Raw genomic sequence first — 19,746 nt, 5'->3', positions numbered from 1 at the left:
ATTGGATTATTGAACAATGCCCTTTGGGGCAGCTAGGTTTTATCCGTTGATTGTATTTGAATACAAACTACTATACCTGTAGTTTTATCATTTTCTTTGTTTGGTTGGTAACTTTACTCCTGTCATCAATGCGATACCCAACAACCCAGATAATCTTCTTATCCGATTCCAATACCCACACTTGTTCCTTTTCAGTTGCTGATAATTTCTGGTCGATAAAAAAACGCGACAATTTTTTCTTTTTCTGCATGCCTAATGGATAAAAATAATCTCCCTGCTTCCATTTACGCAATAATAAAGGATAACTAATTTTATCAGCGTCTAATAGTGCTGTGTCATTATCAGATGTAATTGAGCTAGTTGTTTTATTTAAATGATCAATAGTCAATTGTCCGCTACCATATACCACTTTTGAGGCATTCCGTTCAACTACGATTATAGTATTATCAATATTTTGTACGGGGGCTATTATAAGCCAATTGCGGTTTCTGATTATTCTATAAGATGTGGACAAAATACTGCTACCGTTATCTGCTGTACATAATTTTCTTACTTCATTTACCTGCTGTGCATTAAATCCGAAAGGTTTAAATATTTCCCATACAACCGCATTAAATGGCACTGTTTGCAATAGCTTCAAAATGGGGATATGCACTTCTGCATTTTTATACTCCAGCAATTTCTTTTTATGTAAATCAATGGCTTGTTGATACAATATCTCCGCTTCTTTAAAGCGATCAATATTATGCAACAAGTTATCTTCTACCTGCGGGTACACTTCTTTTATGGAGGGTATTAATCCTAACCGAAAATAATTGCGGGTATATTTATCCAGTGCATTTGAACTGTCTTCCACCCAACTTAAATGATGTACTTTGGCATACTCAAGTATATCTTCCCGCTTGGCAAAAAGTAATGGTCTGATGATACGATTTTGCTGGGGTGGAATGCCATGTAAGCCATTAATACCAGTGCCCCTGAAAAAATGCATCAGAAGGGTTTCAATATTATCGTTTGCATGGTGTGCCGTTACAAGATAGGTATCCCTGTTTTCTTCTACCAGTTCAGCAAACCAACTGTACCGAATGGTGCGTGCAGTTTCCTGAATTGATTTTTTTTCACTGGCAGCTATTTGAGCTGTACTGAAACGCCGCAGGTGCAATTTTTTTTGATATTGAATGGCCAGTGACTGAACAAATGCCTCATCTCTTTCGCTTTCCTCTGCCCTAAGCTGAAAATTACAGTGCGCCAACTCCAAGTTATAACCGGAAGCCGCCAGGAGGTGCAATAATACAACACTATCTACCCCACCGCTTATTGCGAGCACCAACATGTTATTTTGAACAGCTATTTGTGGAAACTGCTGCTGCATGTGATTTTTAAATTGCACTAACAGGTTACTCATACTTTTCTTTTTGCTGCACATTGATATGAACGTACAAGAGTGCGACGCAACAGTTGTTTAATTAATAATTTGCTGATGGGCCAATAGCTTTTGGTTTAAATAATAAATGCTGCGCATTACACAGCATTTACCTAAATATAAAACGAATATGCATTTACGCCTTACGCGTTTCTTTTGCCCAGGTATCTTTTAATGTAACGGTTCTGTTAAACACTAATTTTTCAGCCGTTGAATCTTTATCCAGGCAAAAATATCCCTTACGCAAAAACTGATAACGTTCCTGTAAATCTGATTGCAAAAGTGCCGGTTCTGCATAGGCGTTTTGTATTACCTGCAACGAATCCGGGTTAATATTATCTTTAAAATCGCCTTCTTCTGCCGCCACGTTTTCTGAGCGGAACAAACGATCATATAAACGGACTTCTACATTTACAGCATGTTTGGCACTTACCCAATGTAATGTACCTTTTACATTGATGCCCGAAGTATCACTACCACTTTTACTTTCGGGTATATAGGTGCATTCCAGCGCTGTTACATTACCGTTTTCGTCTTTAATTACTGTATCGCATTTAATGATATATGCACTTTTCAAACGCACCATTGCACCCGGGGCTAACCTGAAATATTTTTTGGGTGCCACTTCCATAAAGTCATCGCGTTCAATAAACAATTCTTTTGTAAATGGCAGGTGACGATAGGTTTTTTCAGCAGCTTCGGGATTATCTTCAGTTGGGAAAAGTTCTTCTGTATCAGGGTAATTGGTAATAATAATTTTAAGCGGGTCAAAAACCACCATGCGGCGCTGGGCCACCCTGTTAAGATGTTCCCTTACACAAAACTCCAATAAGCCAACATCAATCAGATTATCTCTTTTGGCAATTCCTATCCTGTCGCAAAATTCACGAATACTTTCGGGAGTAAATCCTCTTCTGCGCAAACCACTAATAGTTGGCATGCGGGGATCATCCCAACCGGTTACATGATTTTCGTTTACCAGTTGCAGCAGTTTGCGTTTGCTCATCACGGTATAGGTCATGTTTAAACGTGCAAACTCGTATTGGCGTGAGGGGAAAATGCCTAATTGTTCAATACACCATTCGTACAATGGGCGATGTGGAATAAATTCCAGCGTACATATAGAATGGGTAATATTTTCAATTGAATCGCTTTGGCCATGTGCAAAATCGTACATAGGATAAATACACCAATCATTGGCAGTGCGGTGATGATGGGCATGTTTTATACGATACAACAATGGATCTCTCATGTGCATATTAGGTGCACTCATATCAATTTTTGCACGCAATACTTTTTCGCCATCTGCATATTTTCCGGCACGCATATCAGCAAATAATTGCAGGTTTTCCTCAACAGTACGGCTGCGAAACTTGTTTTCAATCCCTGGTTGTGTAGGTGAACCCTTTTCTGCAGCTATTTGTTCGCTGCTGCTATCATCCACATATGCCAGTCCTTTCTTAATAAGGGTTACTGCATAGGCAAATAATTGCTCAAAATAATCACTGGCATATAATTCTTTAGTCCAGTTAAAACCCAACCATTTAATATCTTCCTTAATACTGTCTACATATTCCGTTTCTTCAGTTACAGGATTTGTATCATCAAACCTTAGGTTAGTACCGCCACCATATTTTATTGCCAAACCAAAATTCAGGCAAATACTTTTGGCATGACCAATATGCAGGTAGCCATTAGGCTCTGGCGGGAAACGGGTTAGAATACTACTGTGTTTGCCCGATCTAAGATCCTCTTCAATTATTTCTTCAATAAAATTTAAACTTTTCTCCTCACTCATATACAATCTGTTGTAGGTACACAAAAATAAGGAATCAGCCGCAACTGTTTACCACTATTGCACCCTTTAACCTGTTATAACTTATAGAAAAAACAATTATGTAACGGGCATTTGTTACAAATTAGGCTGTACTTGCGTCGCACTCTTGTGCTTTCTGCCATATGGCAGCAAATGAGAAGAACATAAACTGAGCGGAAAACGGGACTCGAACCCGCGGCCTTTAGTTTGGGAAACTAATGCTCTACCAACTGAGCTATTTCCGCATTTTTTTTGACTAATATACCAAATCTTCATAAGCGGCCTGCAATTCATTGTAGGCATGGTTATCACCGGCAGCTTTGGCCGCATCCATTCCCTTTTTATACCATTGAACAGCTAAATCAACTTCCTCCATCCTTTCCAGCAGTTTTGATAAATGATAATATGAACCAATATAATCGGGCGAAACTTGCAAAATTTCTTCAAAAATATTTCTGGCACGGGTATCCTCGCCTATTTTAATATATTCCAGAGCCAATGCATGTTGTAGAAAATTATCATTAGGAGAACTTTCTAAAAATGACAAAATTTTTGCTATCCTATCCATACAACAAATGTAAGATTTTAAAAAATGCTGCATGCCCCAGTACTCCTTAGTTGCAAGTTTTAATTAAAATACTAACGATTGTTATTTTAATTTTACAGACATTTGCCCTGTTAACGATAAAAAGCGCTTATTGCCATTTTTTATAAAAGCTTGACAATCAATAACATTAGCTATTATTTCGGTTTTTGGCACGTTAATTGAAGATTTTGGCTAGTTTAAAAAAGGAACCAGGTTTCGTTGAGAAATTCCATATTGGAAAGAGGTGAAATAGAAAAAACCTGGTGCCGCATTTAATTAGAATATGAAGACTTCATACGCTATTTTTTTACTGCTTTGCTTCTTACTTAGCACAGATGTACAATCTGATGCTACTATTTATTATTCAGCAGCAAAACCATTCACAGCAAATCCACACGAGGCTTTCACTAATTCTGACAGTGCTAATAATACCAAAAATGATAGTGCTAAAATACCGGCCTTCGACAGCATAAATATCAATTTTAAAGGCAAAAAAATTAAGGGAATAGCCAGCTTTTATAATAAATCATTCGAAGGCTCTAAAACTGCTACAGGACAAATTTTTAGAAATGAAAAATATACCGGGGCCAGCAACAATTTTAAATTAAATAGCTGGGTAAGGGTAACCAATCTAAAAAGTGGTCTTTCAGTAATAGTTATTGTTAACGACAGAATGCACCCTAAAATGGCTAAAAAAGGCAGGGTTATCGATCTTACCACCACAGCAGCCAAACAAATTGGTCTTACTAAAGGCACAGGTTTACTAAAAGTACAAGTAGAACAGGTACCTGTTGGCACATTGGAATAAAACATTCACTATATTTTTATAAAAAAAGAGCCTTTATAAAGGCTCTTTTTTTTGTTGGCGGTGCTACCAAACTGTTACAATACAGTAAAGTAGAAAACGCCTAAATATGTTTCACAATGCGTGCAAATAAAATATTTGCCTAATTCAGTCGCAGTTTATAATCCAGGATACAAATACGTTCTGCAATTAATTTACAGGTAAGCTCGTCCATTTTATCGATGGTTGAAAAAATACTGTCTGAAGTTACAGATTGTTGGCTTAAGGGAAAATTTTTGGCAATGTTACCATATATAAAATTCCAGTCTTCTTTCAGGTCAGTATCAAAATCCTTTTCTGATAAAGAATAAATAATGGAGAATGCATTACTAATACGTTCTTTTATTGCACCAGTATTAGATGCTAACAATAATACAGCAGTACAAATTTTGTCTTTAGTGTAGTTATACTTTTCCATTTAACTAGAATATTGGTGTTTAGAATGTTTTATTTGTTTTTCATAAGATGGTAGGATGGTTTAGATAATAAATTTCTATAATCGAAGATATAATAAGATCATAATCTACCGAATTTGCTTTTCCCCAAAATTTTACTAATTTTCCACAAGGGCTCATCACAAATGCAAAACCAGATTTCTACATATCTCCTTTCAAACTGTAACAATAATCATACCTATGACGACAAATCCTATTTCTTTTTGCTTTAAGCAACGTATTTCTACATTTGTTTCTCAACAAGCATTATGATTAGGACTAAATATTTTAACATTCTTTCGACTATAATTGCAGGCATTGGTTTAATCTTTACCGGTTGCGCCACCAGAACCTATTATGTTAGCCCCTTGTATGGCAGCAGCAACAGCTACCGTACTTTACCTATGAAAACCGATGGTGCAAAAAGTCAGTTATATGTAAACGGCGCATTTACTATGGGAAGCACCAATGAAGACAACAGGGATCAATTCTACAATTTACAGGGAAATGTTTATAATGCCCATCAATTTGGTGCATTTAAAGCGTGGTATGGGGGTGGCATTACGCTAGGCAATTACCGCATTAAAAAATTTGACAGCGCAGCTTATAATCCACTATTTGATAGTGCCTATATTAATAATAATGCCGGCAATAAATCATTTGGCAGTGCTAACCTAAATGCAGGTGTGGTAGTTACTATCCCCATCAGCAATCAAACAGAATGGCGGATTTTAGGCGTTTCTGCATCCTTACAAAATGAATTTGGTAAATATCTGAGCTTTAGGCAAAATATTAAAAACAATAATATTGAAGTAACCGGTATTGCCCCAAACAGCCTGTTAGGCACAGTTGGCCTTAGCAGCGAGCTGGCTTTTGGTTTTACAGAGGGTTCGTTTTGTATTCAAGCCCAGGCCAATTACTTATTGGGTAAAAATTATAAAGACATTTACCATGACACCAACCCAGGTGCATCGGTTAAAAGATATGCCTATTTAAGTGGAAATGCGGCATTAACAGTTCGGGATATTACCGGTTTTGCCCAAATTAATATTGGCGAACGCATGATGAATTTTCAAACCGGTATTAATTACCGAATTAGCAAAAAATCGAAAAAGTAAAACGGTTTTATTTGAATTATTTGCTGGGTTTGCTGCCATAAATGAGGAACGTACAAGTGTGCGACGCAAGTTTAGCTGCCAATAGCCATTGTGCCGGGTACCAAAGAAAATACTTTACATAAAAAATGCCGACCAGATAGTCAGCATTTTTTTATAGCTAGCAATTTTCCAGTGCCTGCGTAATATCGTTAATAATATCATCCACAAATTCAAGACCTACAGATATTCTTATTAAACCGGGTGTAATACCTACTGATTGTCTTTCAGCCTCACTTAGTTTAGAGTGTGTAGTGCTGGCCGGATGCGAAGCAATACTTCTTGTATCGCCCAGGTTGGCTGTCATAGAAAGCATTTTAAGGCTATTTAAAAATGCTTTGCCGCTTTCTATACCACCTTTTAGTTCAAAACAAACTATGCCACCACCTGCTTTCATTTGGTTAATGGCAATCTGGTATTGCGGATGGCTGGGTAGAAAAGGATATTTTACCCATGATATTTTGTTGTTAGCTTCCAATGCTGTAGCCACTTTTAAAGCATTCTCGCAATGGCGCTGCATACGTACATCCAGTGTTTCAAGGCTTTTACTTAGCACCCATGCGTTAAACGGACTTAAAGAAGGACCTGTGTTTCTACAGAATAAATAAATTTCTTTTATAAGATCGGCCCGGCCTACCACCACGCCGCCTAATACCCGGCCTTGTCCATCAATCCACTTGGTAGCAGAATGTACTACCAGGTGTGCGCCATAAGCAATTGGGTTTTGTAATAAAGGGGTGGCGAAACAGTTATCTACATTAAGTATAATATTATGTTTTGCTGCAAAAGCACCGGCCCAAGCTAAATCAATAATTTCCAGCTGGGGGTTGGTAGGTGTTTCCAGATAAATCATTTTGGTATTGGGCTGCACGGCATTTTCCCATGCTGCTTTATCATTGGCGGGCACCAATGTACAGGCAATACCATATTTGGGTAAAAATTTGGTAACAATGGTAAAGGTGCTACCAAAAACTGAGCTACAGCACAATAAATGATCGCCTTGTTTTAACAGGGCAAACATAGATCCAAATACAGCCGCCATGCCGGTGGCAGCCGCAAAACCCGCTTCTGCGCCTTCCAATGCTACCATTTTTTCTACAAACTCATCTACATTGGGGTTGCTAAAACGGCTGTAAATATTATCATCATTTTCATCAGCAAATGCACCACGCATATCATCTGCTGCTTCAAAAGTAAAACTACTGGTTACAAATAATGGTGTGGAATGTTCCATTTGAAAACTGCGCGGTGTTTGTATACGTACCGCTTTAGTCAATGGATGCAAATCTTTATTTTGCTCGCTCATTTTATAAAACTTGGTTGTTTATAGCTACGGGTGTACAAATGTGTTCCAAACAATATGGCAGCCACTTTTTACCAGTGTTGCACTAACTGAGCAATATTTTTCCATAGACAATTCTACGGCACGTTGTGCTTTGCCAGCTTCTACGTCGCCATATATGTGAAACTCAAGCTCAATCTCTACCCAAAGCGAAGGTTCTTTACCCGCTTCACGTTCGCCCTTAATTACCATTTTATAATCCCTAACTTCCTGGCGTTGCTTTTTTAATATGCTAATTACATCAATGGCACTGCAACCACCCAAACCCATTAAAAGCATTTGCATGGGGCGTACACCAAAATTTTCGCCACCATGTTCGGGGCTGGTATCCATGCGAACGGTATGACCATTGGCATCGGTGGCTTCAAAGCCATAATCGCCTTGTTTACGGGAAAGATTCACTGTTATCATATAGAAAATTTAACGAGCGACGAAGTTATTTCATTTTACAATATCAATTGTTAGCATTGGTAGATGTGCGGCTATTAAAGCGTAGCAATATTGTTGGGCCAGGCAATAGCAATACATCTAGCTTTACTTGCGTCGCACTCTTGTACAGTAGCAAATAACGATGCAATTATGTTTGTACTGTTTACTGCATCATTATATTTAGTATAGCTGCCCATTGCCCTGAACGCACAAGTGAGGTAATTGCGTGGCAAAGCAGCAAATACCCAACAAGCGGTGATGCCATTTGTACAATAGCCGGTAACAAAAACTGCCAATTAAGGCAAAATCGTGGGTGATTGTTTATCATGAATTTTGGCTGCCCAGGCTTCCAGTTTTACCACAAACTCTTCCAGGTTAATGGGTTTGGAGATATAATCATTCATACCAGCCTGAAGGCATTTTTCCTTATCGCCTTGCATGGCGTTGGCTGTCATGGCTACAATAAATGGTTGTTTAGGCAGTTCTTTTCTTATAAGGCCGGTTGCTTCAAAGCCATCCATTTCGGGCATTTGAATATCCATAAAAATAATATCGTAATCCGTTTCTTTGGCTTTGGTTACTGCCTGTACACCGGTTTCGGCGATATCAACAGTATAGCCTTCGTTAAGAAATGTTTGTTCTGCCACCAGCTGGTTAAACATATCATCTTCAGCCAATAAAATACGTAATGGATATTTGATGGATAGTTTCTGTACCACATCAGGTTGCAACATTATAGTTTGAGCAGGTATAGACTTGCTGGTATTTCTAAAAACATTTAGGATAGATGTACCCAGTGTATGTTGTTTAATGGGTTTGCTTAATACCGATACAAATAAACGGGAGAAGGTATTATAGCTGTCATCACCCAAAGAGCTTAATAAAACGATGGGCACTAAGGGGTATTTGGTTTTAAAATGCTGGGCAAATTCTACCCCATTCATTTCTGGCATTTTCATATCAGTTAATACCAAATCAAAAGCTGGCTGCATTGCAGCAATTTCTAATGCTTCTCTGCCGCTTTGCGCTGCAACCGGAATTAACTTCCATTCTTTTAACTGATCGCTAAGTATGTTTAGGTTTTGTATATTATCGTCAATAATAAGTATGCGCTTGCCATTAAGGCTGGCCATATTACTATTCACATAGGTTTTTACTGATTGCACACTGGTTTTAGCAATAATATTAAATGTAAAAGCTGATCCTTTATCTACTTCGCTTATCACATGTATATTTCCACCCATTAATGTTACCAGTTTCTGGCTGATAATAAGTCCAAGCCCCGTACCACCATATTTACGGGTTGTTGATGAATCTACCTGAGAGAAGGCTTTAAACAAACGTGATAATTTATCATCGGGTATACCAATGCCGGTATCACGTACTTCAAAACCCAAATCAAGTTCACCATCTGTAACTAAATTATTACAATGAACCCCCACAAATATTTCTCCTTTTTTGGTAAACTTGATAGCATTGCTTACCAGGTTTAGTAATATCTGGCGCAACCGAAGTCTGTCTCCCGTAATAGAAACGGGCACATTATAATCAATTTGATAAACAAGGTCTAATCCAATTTTAGAAGCTTTTTCTGCAAAAACATCCATCACTTCTTCAATACATTCCCTTAAATCAAAATTGTGGTATTCCAGCTCCATATTTCCTGATTCTATTTTAGAAAAATCAAGAATATCATTAATAACGTTTAACAGGTTTTCTCCGCAAACCCGAATCACATCAGCATACCCCTTTTGTTCACTGGTAAGTTCAGTTTTTGAAAGCAGAGACGTCATGCCAATTACGCCATTCATGGGTGTTCTTAATTCGTGGCTCATAGTAGCCAGAAAAATGCTTTTTGCCTTATTGGCATTCTCTGCTTCGCGGCGGGCTTTCTTTTCTTCTTCGGTGGATAATTGAAGCTGGTGGGTTTTTTCTGCCACCAGTTGTTGTAGCTTTTGCTGACGCAGTTGAATAGCATTCATTCTTATACGGTAAACCGTAAATATACTGCCTGCCACCATTAACAAAGTAAGCATTTTAAACCACCAGGTTAACCAGAATGGTGGTGTAATATTTATAAGTAAAGTGATGGTTTTATTTGTATTTTGGCCTTCGGCGTTTTGTGCTGTTACAGTAAAAACGTAAGATCCGGGATCCAGGTTGGTATAAGAAACGCTGTTCTTATCTTCCAACTGGTAAGGCTTTTTATCAAAACCCATTAATTGACAAAGATATTTTTTTGTTTCCCCTGCCCCAAAATTGAGTGAGGCAAATTCTATAGAAAAGCCTTCTATATTGTAAGGAAGATTTACAGTATCCGCGGTGTCAAAAAAAGTCTTTGAAAAAGTTGCTCCCGTTTGTTTTTGCATCTTTTCCAATTCTCTGTTGAATATGGAAAATCCGGTAAATGCAAGTGGAGAAGTATAAGTAGAATATTTAATCTTATCCGGGTTAAATGCATTAAATCCATTTACCCCTCCAAAATAAAACACACCATTACTACTTTTGCAAAAAGCATTTTCTTTAAATTCATAAGATTGTATACCATCTATGATTCTGAAATTCTTAAACCCGGTTTCATTAATATTAAAACGGGAAATACCTTTTCCGGTGCTTATCCAAAGGTTGTAATTATCATCTTCTAAAATGCCAAAAATTACATTATTTGGCAATCCATTTTCGGTTGTAAAAGTGGCAAAATTATCCTTATCGGCATTATAAAGGGCCAGTCCGGCTTCAGTAGCAATCCAAATTTTGTTTTTACTATCCTTAAATATAGTATATGTACTATTGCTTGGCAAGCTCCCTACTGCTGAGGTATGTAAATATTGCTTAAACAAACCAGTACTTTTTGTAAAAACATTAATGCCACCTCCATTTGTACTTATCCATAAGTGACCTTCGCCATCGTCAAAAACATTATGAATTTTAAAACTGTTAATCCCATTTTTTTCATTTTGGTTTAACCGGTAACTTGTAAAAGAATTGGAGGCTGGGTTATATTTGTTCAAACCGCCTCCATAGGTTGCTACCCAAATTTCGCCATCATTATCCTGATATATATTCCAGGCATTATTACTGCTTAAACTATTAGGATCGCCGGGTATATTTTTAAAATGCCTATAGGTATTTTTTTTAGGGTTAAAAACAGTAATGCCGTCTCCCCATGTACCTATCCATAAGTTCTGGGATTTATCGCACATTACAGACAATATATAATTACCGCAAATAGAATTGTTTTTATTAGGCAGATGTTTGTAACGGGTAAAAGTATTTGTATTAGGGTTAAAACAATTCAACCCACCACCATCGGTACCAATCCAAATATTTTTTTCACCATCTTCTGCTATAGAAAGTACCTGATTGCTGCTTAAGCTGTTGGCCGATGCATTGTGCTTAAAGTGAGCAAAAATATTATCATCCGGTATAAAATTTACCCCTCCCGCAAAAGTGCCTACCCATATGCTGCCATCTTCACTTTTACAAATAGAATACACAGAATTATTACTTAAGCTGGTATTATCTACTTCATCATACAGATAATTTTCCATTTTGCCAGTTAAGGGGTCCCATAGTATCAAACCTTCATTTTCGGTGCCTATCCATAATCTATGGCTATTGTCTTCATTAATGGCATACACATAATTTCCAAAAACGCCTGCAGCTTGTTTAAATTGATTTTTGTAATGTATAAACCTTCCTGTTGTTTCATCAAATCTATCCAACCCTCCGCCATTGGTACCTACCCAAATTCTATTGTCACTATCCTGAAAAAGAGAATAAACATCGTTAAACGCAATTGAATTTTCATTACCAGCATCATGCTTAAAATGCCTGAAAAGTTTTGCCTTAATATCAAATACATTTAATCCGCCATGTGATGTTGCAATCCATAATAGACCCTTATTATCCTGCATAATAGATTGAACAAAATTATCGCTTATACTTTTTGCATTTGTTTCGCTGTGTTTAAACTGTATAAATCTATTTTGTGCCCTGTCAAATAAAAGCAACCCATTTGCCTCAGTGCCAATCCAGATATTACCATCCCTGTCTTCATATACCGTGTTCAAAAAATCGCTTGGCAAACCGCCGGATATAGATGCATCAAATTTATACCTGGTAAATTTTCCGGTATTTTTGTTAAAGCAATTTAATCCGCCACCCCAGGTACTAATCCAAAGTTCACCCGTTTTACTTTCTATTATTTTTGTAATGTAATTGTTACTGATACTTGTAGAGTCCTTTGTATCATTTTTGTATACGGTAAATTTATATCCATCATACTTATTTAATCCATCACGGGTACCAAACCACATAAAACCCTGCTTATCCTGTATAATTGTTAAGGCGTTGCTTTGAGATAATCCATTTTCAGTTTGTAAATGCTGAAACTTAACAGATGGCTGCTGAGAAAGAATGGCCGTAGAGATAAGGGACAAACACAGTATTATATAAAACTGTTTTGTTAACATGGTACTTATTGGATTTCGTTGCAATTTAAGCAGTATTTATATCAGTTTCACTTCAACAAAAAAATGAGTACCAGCTACTACAGCCTTTGTGGTATTATTTCTACAAAACCAGCATTTCAACCCATTTCAACCTCAAAAAAGCGAACAACCGGCAGTTTAATTGCCTTCATATTTGTAAAAACCAAGGCCATTTTTTCCTCGCTATGCGTTATCTTCGCCATCCAAATACATTTAAAACCTAAAGCAATCAACATTATGGCAAAATATTCCGCCGGTGTATTATTTGGTGAAGAATTAGAAGCATTATATAACGATGCAAGAGAAAATAAATTTGCAATACCAGCAGTAAACGTAATTGGCACCGATTCTATTAACGCAGTTTTGGAAACAGCTGCCAAAGTAAATTCCCCGGTTATTATTCAGTTTAGCAATGGCGGCGCACAGTTCTGTGCTGGTAAGGGCATGCCTAACGATAATTTACAAGCCAATATCATCGGTGCTATCAGTGGTGCTATGCATGTGCACAATGTAGCAGCCTACTATGGTGTACCTGTTGTATTGCATACCGATCATGCTGCAAAAAAATGGTTACCCTGGATAGATGGTTTATTAACTGCCGGCGAAGATTATAAAGCTAAAAACGGCAAACCATTGTTCAGTTCTCATATGCTTGATTTAAGCGAAGAACCCCTGCACGAAAACATTGAAATTTCTGCTGAATATTTCAAACGCATCAATGCATTGGGTATGAGCATTGAAGTAGAATTAGGCGTAACAGGTGGCGAAGAAGATGGAGTTGATAATTCTGGTGTTGAAAATTCTAAGCTATACACGCAACCACATGAAGTTGCTGATACTTACGATGCATTAAGCAAAATAGGCAGCCGCTTTACCATTGCTGCTGCATTTGGTAATGTACATGGTGTTTATAGCCCGGGCAATGTAGAATTAAGACCCGATATTCTTAAAAACAGTCAGGAATACCTGGCCGAAAAATTAGGTTTGGCAGCAGTTGCAAAACCACTTTATTTCGTATTCCACGGTGGTAGCGGTTCTCCCAAAGAACAAATTCACGAAACACTCAATTACGGTGTAATAAAAATGAATATCGATACCGATATGCAATGGGCATTCTGGGAAGGTATTCTTAATTTCTACAAAAAGAACGAAGCTTATCTTCAGGCACAATTGGGTAACCCCGAAGGCGCCGAAAAACCAAACAAAAAGTTCTATGACCCAAGGGTTTGGTTAAGAAAAGGACAAGACAATTTTGTAAAACGCCTTGAAGAAGCATTTACCGATCTTAACTGTATTGGACGTAATGCCTAATATCAGTTTGTAATCAGCTATAAACCATTGGGCATCGCCACTTGTTGTGTATTTGCTGCTTTGCTACGCAATTATCTCACTCGTACATCCCGGTTTTATAGCATCAGTTACGAAACAATTTATATATAAAAAGGAGCACTTTCTGGTGTTCCTTTTTTATATGTATATCTCCTGCTCATCCCGCTTTCCTTGTATAAACTGCATCAACTCAAAAAAGTATTGCCCCGCCTGCAACATACGGCTTCCATACCAGCTAAACATTTCACCATCTACGATCAAAATAGCGGGCACTTTTTTTCCGGCATCTTTAAAAAAGGATTTAATAAAATGCGTATGTTTTGCTTTAAAAGGAAAAGGTTCAGAAGAAAGCAATATTAACTCAACACCTTTATCTGCAAGAGTATCCAAAGAAACTACGGGATACCTTGTTTCGTTTTCAAAAACATTGTATAAACCGCAATGTTGTAGCATATCATGTATAAAGGTATCGCCACCTATGGTCATAAAAGGTTCATTCCAAATTAAATAAGCTACAGGAATTGCCAACCTTGGTTTTTCTATTCTTTTAAACGCAATTGTTATTGCATCAACCAACGATATAGCTGCCTGCTCTTTTCCGGTTATTGAACCAATAGTTTTAATCATTTCCAATGCAGAAGGCATATCCGATACATTACTAATCCAAACCGGGTATTGCATAGCTAATGCCTCTATTTGAAACTGCAAGTTCTCCTCTTTATTGGCTATTATTAAATCAGGTTGTAAGGAGGTAATGGTGGCAATATCCAATTGTTTGGTACCTCCTACCCTTTGCTTACTATTAAACCAATCCTGTGGATGAACACAAAATTTTGTAATGCCTACCACTTGCTCTTCAATACCTAAATAATGCAACAATTCTGTTTGAGATGGCACTACAGAAACAATGCGCTTTGGAGGAATAATAGGAATGCTTACAGACCTGCCCAATTGATCAGTAAATATTTGCATTGGTAAATATAAGATTGAATTAATTGCAGTGCTTTAATCAATTAACAGTTAGAGCATACAGTAATAAAAAAAATAAAAATCCCTATTTGGAGTTTGCAATTAGTCTTGCCTTTCAAAAGTTTGTGTACTGAATCCAAATTTTACGCATCTAATATGCAGTTGGTAATGAATACAAATAATATGGAAAATCGAATTAAAAGTTTTGGAGTAAATCGTTTAAAAGCAATTCGCAAAAATTAATTAATAGGCATTGCTGCATTTTTGATGATTTTCTTGTTGCAGTACAAGAGTGCGACGCAAGTAAAGCTCGGTCTTATAGGTTATTGCCCGGTCCAAAAAAAGCCGCAACACTGATGGCGTTGCGGCTGTAAATATGAATATGCTTTTATTGCAATTCCCAGGCAAGTGCACTTGCCCCCAAAATGGCAGCGTCTGACTCTTTTAAATGGCTCACCAAAATTTTTACTTTATTCTGGAATATCTGTATCACATTGGCTTCCATATGCTCCCGGGTAGGCTTTAGAATTAAGTCGCCGGCCTTGGTTAAACCGCCAAATAAAATAATTGCTTCGGGGCTGCTAAACATTACGGCATTTGCCAATGCCATGCCCAGAATTTTACCGGTATATTCAAAAATTTCCATGGCCAGTTCATCACCGGCACTGGCAGCTTCAAATACTTTTTTTGAATCTATTTCATCGGGATTTAAACTACGCAACATGCTGGGTTTATCGGTATTATTCAACAACTCTAAAGTGGTAAGCCTAACACCAGTGGCAGATGCATAACTTTCTAAAGACCCTCTTTTTCCAGTGCCTTCATGCATACGTCCATCGGGAATAATAATGGAGTGCCCAAGCTCACCTGCAAAGCCATCGTGGCCGTAAATAAGTTTGCCATTGGCAACTATACCGCTACCTACACCAGTACCAAGGGTAATCATGATAAAATCTTTCATACCCTGTGCCGCACCATACATCATTTCGCCCAACGCAGCAGCATTTGCATCGTTGGTTAACACAACAGGTAGCTTAAATTTATCTTCAATTAGTTTTGCCAGTGGTATAATACCTTTCCAGGGTAAATTTGGTGCATATTCAACCGTACCTGTATAATAGTTGCCATTGGGGGCGCCTACTCCAATTCCTTTCATACGGCCAACGCCACCTGCTTTTTCAATCAACTCGCTTAAAGCCTTATGCAGCTCTTCGATAAAGGTTTCTACTTCAGCATGTTTTTTTGTTGAAATTTCTCCAGAAAACAATACGTTTCCAACGCGGTCTACAATACCAAATTTGGTACCGGTACCGCCTATGTCAATACCAATAACAAGTGCGTCTAATGAGGCTTTAGTTGTTGCCATAACGTATAAGAATAAATAAAAATATAAGTTTTAAAATTTTGTGCTTGTATTACAAACAAGTTCAGATGTATATTAATGTCCTCCACCGGCAATTTGTGCATCAAAATCTAAGCCCTGTGCTTTTAGCACACTTCTTAATTTAACTGCCAACAAGGCAAGTAAGCCAAAACATACTGCTGCAAGCAGGTAAGAATTATGCATTCCAATGGATGGCGTATCGCCTAAAGAACCTTGTAATGGTGGTATAACAGCCCCACCCAAAATCATCATAATTAAGAAGGCAGAACCCTGACTGGTATATTTTCCTAAACCACCAACGCCTAATGAGAATATACAAGGCCACATTACTGAACAACACATGCCTCCAAACATAAATGCATATACCGAAACTAAACCATTTGAAAATACACCTACCATCATAGAAACTGCTGCTAATAAAGACACCGTTACCAACGTTTTAACTGGCTTTTCCTGTCCATAAAAGAAAGCAGCAATACCAACTGCAACACAGGCAGCATAAGGAAGTAAATCTCCAATATCATTACCATATAAATGATTTACAAATAGTATAACTCCAAATGCAACATATGGAACAATGATAGTAGCAATGGTTTTCCCGGTTTTTGATAAATTAAATACGCCTATTGCACCGGTCCAGCGACCAATCATTAGGCTGCCCCAGTAAATAGTAACGTATTTGGAAATTTTACTCTCATCAAGGCCCAGATCAGTTAAGTAGCCGGGTGTTTTAAGTAAAGCACCAAAATTATTATCTATGGTAACTTCCACACCTACGTAAATAAAAATGGCAAGCATACCATAAATTAACTGAGGGTATTTCATAGCGCCCCAGCCATCGTTATTTTTTACAGCACTGTTATTAGAATAGAACAAAACAAGCACTACCACCAATAAGGTAAGTAATAACAAAGGCGTTTTCTCTATGTTGGTAAACTGGCCAATAAGGATAATAACAAGAATTAAACCCGTCATGGTTAGCAAAGACGCAGAAGCTTTTTTGGAAGCTTCAAATTTCGCGTCATTTTTACCATCAGGCAGTTTTGAGAAAGCAAAAAATATGGCCACAATAGCAAAAACAGCTGCTACAATTAAATACAGGTTATTTACATTGGTAACGGTAACATTTACATTGGCGCTGGTGGCAGTACCAAATAAAAATACGCTAACAATAATTGGCCCCAGCGTAGTACCTAAAGAGTTTACACCACCAGCCAAATTAAGCCTGTGAGAACCCGTAGCCGGATCGCCCAGAGAAATGGCAAATGGCTGTGCTGAAGTTTGTTGCAGCGAAAAACCCAATGCGATTATAAAGAATGAAAGAAGTATCAATGGAAAAGATTCTGCATTGGCAGAAGGTATAATGGCCAATGCCCCAACCACAGAAATAAGCAAACCATAAATAATACCCTTTTTATACCCAATTTTATTAAGTATATCATAACCTACCAGACTGGAAATTAAATACAATAAAAGAGAACCTATAAAGTAGGCACAATAAAACGATGAACCTATCAGCTGCGACTCAAACTGAGATAGTTGAAAATGCGTTTTACAAAACGGAATAAATATACTGTTACTGGCAGCAATAAATCCCCAAAAGAAAAAAACCATTACCAGGGTAGCCAGTGCACCGGTATTGGTTTTAATGGGTGTATTGTTATTGCTTTGCGAAGCGGCGATAGTCTGACTCATTCAATCGTATTATTTGGAGGTTATTAAATAGGCTGTAAAGTAAATACATTTTACATTTTTAAAAATTTTAAATCTTTGGTACATATTTAATAAATTCATGGTTAAATTGTGAGCCGTCAAAAAAATCTCCCTCTTCAATGGAAATAATACACGTTAGTGCAGAATGCTATCCAGTTGCCAAAGCCGGAGGGCTTGGCGATGTTGTTGGTGCCCTTCCTAAATATCAAACCAGTATGGGGCATAGCGCCAAAGTGGTAATGCCCATGTATAAAACAAAATTTTTATACCAGCATGAATGGGTTATCGACTTTAAAGGCCGTACTAATCTGGGTGATAAATGGTTTGAGTTTACTGTTATAAAAGAAAAGCACAACACATTAGGCTTTGATCTTTACCTGATAGATATTAACGGATTATTGGACAGGGAAAGCGTTTACGGTTATAGCGACGATACCGAACGATTTACCTCTTTTCAAATTGCTGTAATTAACTGGATGTGTAGCTGGCAACATAAACCCGATGTAATTCATTGCCACGACCACCATACCGGCCTTATTCCATTTATGGTTAGGTATTGTTACGATTATAACAAACTGGCAGATGTACCTACTGTATTCACCATTCATAATGCCCAATACCAGGGCTGGATGGGATGGGACAAAAGCAGCTATATACCTCGTTGGGATACCTGGAAAAGAGGTTTGTTAGAATGGGGCAATTCTATTAATCCTTTGGCTTCTGCAGTAAAAAATGCCTGGCTGGTTACTACAGTAAGCCATAGTTATTTGGATGAGCTTCGCGAAAATTCCAATGGACTGGAAGCACTTTTTGAATATGAAAAAGGCAAATGCATAGGCATTCTAAATGGCATAGATGCCGATGTATGGAGCCCTGAAACCGATGCTTATATAGATGATCACTACACAACAAAAGATGTAGATAAAGGCAAAGCAGCTAATAAAGCCATCCTTTGCGAACGATTTAATTTAGATCCTGCAAAACCTTTATTTATTTTCATTGGCCGCCTGGTTGGCGAAAAAGCCGCAGATGTGCTACCCGATGCATTCCTTTCGGCACTGTATAACCACCCTGAAGAAATTAGCATCCTGGTTTTAGGAAGTGGAGACCCGCATGTAGAATGGCAGTTAAGCCAGCTTACCAATAGTTTCCCGGGTAAATACAATACCATGATTGGCTATAACGAAAAGCTAAGTCACCAAATGTATGCCGGGGCCGATTTTCTGTTAATGCCCAGCCGTGTAGAGCCTTGCGGTCTTAACCAAATGTATTCTATGCAATACGGCACCGTACCCGTGGTACGCAGCACCGGAGGTTTAAAAGACACCGTGGTAGATATGGGCGATTATCAGGGTTGGGGCATCCGTTTTAACCACGCTTCGGTGGGCGATATCAGCTATTCCATAGACCGCGCTATTGACCTGTATTACAATAAACCAGAACATTTAACCTGGATGCGTAAAAGAATGATGATGATAGATAATAGCTGGGAAAATGCAGTGCAACAATACATTAATGCATACAGCTCTTTAAAATAATTACCCGTGAATGTTTCAGGTAAGTATTTGTAAACCGGCAGCAGATAAACTATGAAGCTTTACTTGCCACGCTCGGTTCAGGGTTCTTCTTTTATGGCGGCTAAACAAAATGCAAAAATTGAACAATAATCATGTATTTTCCGTTGCACAAAGTACAGAACGATGAACGGATTGCGACGCAAGTGCTGATGCCCAAAGCATCTTTTGCTGGTATTAAAAAACAAGGAAAAATTTGGCTAAAAATAAATTAGTAGAAAAGTATTTCTTATTTATCTTGTTTAAAATTTAAAAT

The 19,746-nt window shown here is 37.8% G+C and carries 14 protein-coding genes and 1 tRNA gene; 4 read left to right on the top strand and 11 right to left on the bottom strand.

The features are described 5' to 3' along the window. Positions 1-70: 70 nt before the first annotated feature. From tilS to GD597_RS20215, 4 genes are all read right to left on the bottom strand, one after another. The gene (tilS, locus tag GD597_RS20230) at positions 71-1,405 is read right to left on the bottom strand and encodes a tRNA lysidine(34) synthetase TilS (protein ID WP_235954374.1); all 1,335 of its coding nucleotides are present in this window, start codon (positions 1,403-1,405) and stop codon (positions 71-73) included. A 154-nt stretch (positions 1,406-1,559) separates the two neighbouring features. Further along, positions 1,560-3,221, bottom strand: a complete 1,662-nt coding sequence (locus GD597_RS20225; protein ID WP_171609734.1) for a glutamine--tRNA ligase/YqeY domain fusion protein — start codon at positions 3,219-3,221, stop codon at positions 1,560-1,562. A gap of 190 nt (positions 3,222-3,411) precedes the next feature. Continuing rightward, a tRNA-Gly gene (locus GD597_RS20220) sits at positions 3,412-3,484 on the bottom strand. An 11-nt stretch (positions 3,485-3,495) separates the two neighbouring features. Then, complete coding sequence (locus GD597_RS20215; protein ID WP_171609733.1) at positions 3,496-3,807, bottom strand: tetratricopeptide repeat protein; 312 nt, start codon at positions 3,805-3,807, stop codon at positions 3,496-3,498. Between the two features lie 301 nt (positions 3,808-4,108). On the opposite strand from GD597_RS20215, the gene GD597_RS20210 reads away from it, so the two are divergent. Continuing rightward, positions 4,109-4,633: a septal ring lytic transglycosylase RlpA family protein gene (locus tag GD597_RS20210; protein WP_171609732.1), complete on the top strand. Its 525-nt coding sequence runs from the start codon at positions 4,109-4,111 to the stop codon at positions 4,631-4,633. A 139-nt stretch (positions 4,634-4,772) separates the two neighbouring features. Here the strand turns inward: GD597_RS20210 and GD597_RS20205 are convergent, their stop codons facing one another. Then, complete coding sequence (locus GD597_RS20205; protein WP_171609731.1) at positions 4,773-5,087, bottom strand: hypothetical protein; 315 nt, start codon at positions 5,085-5,087, stop codon at positions 4,773-4,775. Between the two features lie 285 nt (positions 5,088-5,372). Between GD597_RS20205 and GD597_RS20200 the strand changes: the two genes are divergently transcribed. Continuing rightward, complete coding sequence (locus tag GD597_RS20200; protein WP_171609730.1) at positions 5,373-6,221, top strand: hypothetical protein; 849 nt, start codon at positions 5,373-5,375, stop codon at positions 6,219-6,221. 157 nt (positions 6,222-6,378) lie between these two features. Here the strand turns inward: GD597_RS20200 and GD597_RS20195 are convergent, their stop codons facing one another. The 3 genes from GD597_RS20195 to GD597_RS20185 form a co-directional block, all read right to left on the bottom strand. Continuing rightward, positions 6,379-7,563 (bottom strand): trans-sulfuration enzyme family protein, encoded by a 1,185-nt coding sequence (locus GD597_RS20195; protein WP_171609729.1) that lies wholly within the window; start codon positions 7,561-7,563, stop codon positions 6,379-6,381. A 24-nt stretch (positions 7,564-7,587) separates the two neighbouring features. After that, positions 7,588-8,010 (bottom strand): OsmC family protein, encoded by a 423-nt coding sequence (locus tag GD597_RS20190; protein WP_171609728.1) that lies wholly within the window; start codon positions 8,008-8,010, stop codon positions 7,588-7,590. A gap of 314 nt (positions 8,011-8,324) precedes the next feature. Beyond that, on the bottom strand, positions 8,325-12,503 hold the full coding sequence (locus GD597_RS20185; RefSeq protein WP_171609727.1) for a hybrid sensor histidine kinase/response regulator: 4,179 nt from the start codon (positions 12,501-12,503) through the stop codon (positions 8,325-8,327). A gap of 255 nt (positions 12,504-12,758) precedes the next feature. On the opposite strand from GD597_RS20185, the gene fbaA reads away from it, so the two are divergent. Then, positions 12,759-13,832 (top strand): class II fructose-bisphosphate aldolase, encoded by a 1,074-nt coding sequence (fbaA, locus tag GD597_RS20180; protein ID WP_171609726.1) that lies wholly within the window; start codon positions 12,759-12,761, stop codon positions 13,830-13,832. 156 nt (positions 13,833-13,988) lie between these two features. On the opposite strand, the gene GD597_RS20175 is transcribed toward fbaA, so the two are convergent. The 3 genes from GD597_RS20175 to GD597_RS20165 form a co-directional block, all read right to left on the bottom strand. Next, positions 13,989-14,822: an ABC transporter substrate-binding protein gene (locus GD597_RS20175; protein WP_171609725.1), complete on the bottom strand. Its 834-nt coding sequence runs from the start codon at positions 14,820-14,822 to the stop codon at positions 13,989-13,991. A gap of 385 nt (positions 14,823-15,207) precedes the next feature. After that, positions 15,208-16,185: an ROK family protein gene (locus GD597_RS20170; RefSeq protein WP_171609724.1), complete on the bottom strand. Its 978-nt coding sequence runs from the start codon at positions 16,183-16,185 to the stop codon at positions 15,208-15,210. A 72-nt stretch (positions 16,186-16,257) separates the two neighbouring features. Continuing rightward, positions 16,258-17,898, bottom strand: coding sequence for an MFS transporter (locus GD597_RS20165; protein WP_171609723.1), 1,641 nt, complete (start codon positions 17,896-17,898; stop codon positions 16,258-16,260). Between the two features lie 137 nt (positions 17,899-18,035). On the opposite strand from GD597_RS20165, the gene GD597_RS20160 reads away from it, so the two are divergent. Then, positions 18,036-19,454 carry a glycogen synthase gene (locus GD597_RS20160; RefSeq protein ID WP_171609722.1) on the top strand — a complete coding sequence of 473 codons (1,419 nt, stop codon included), beginning with the start codon at positions 18,036-18,038 and terminating at the stop codon, positions 19,452-19,454. Positions 19,455-19,746: the final 292 nt, after the last annotated feature.

It is taken from the genome of Limnovirga soli (assembly GCF_013106755.1).
Classification (GTDB): domain Bacteria; phylum Bacteroidota; class Bacteroidia; order Chitinophagales; family Chitinophagaceae; genus Limnovirga; species Limnovirga soli.
The sequence above is the reverse complement of the archived record's forward strand: the minus strand, read 5'-3'. Positions and strand labels throughout refer to the sequence as shown.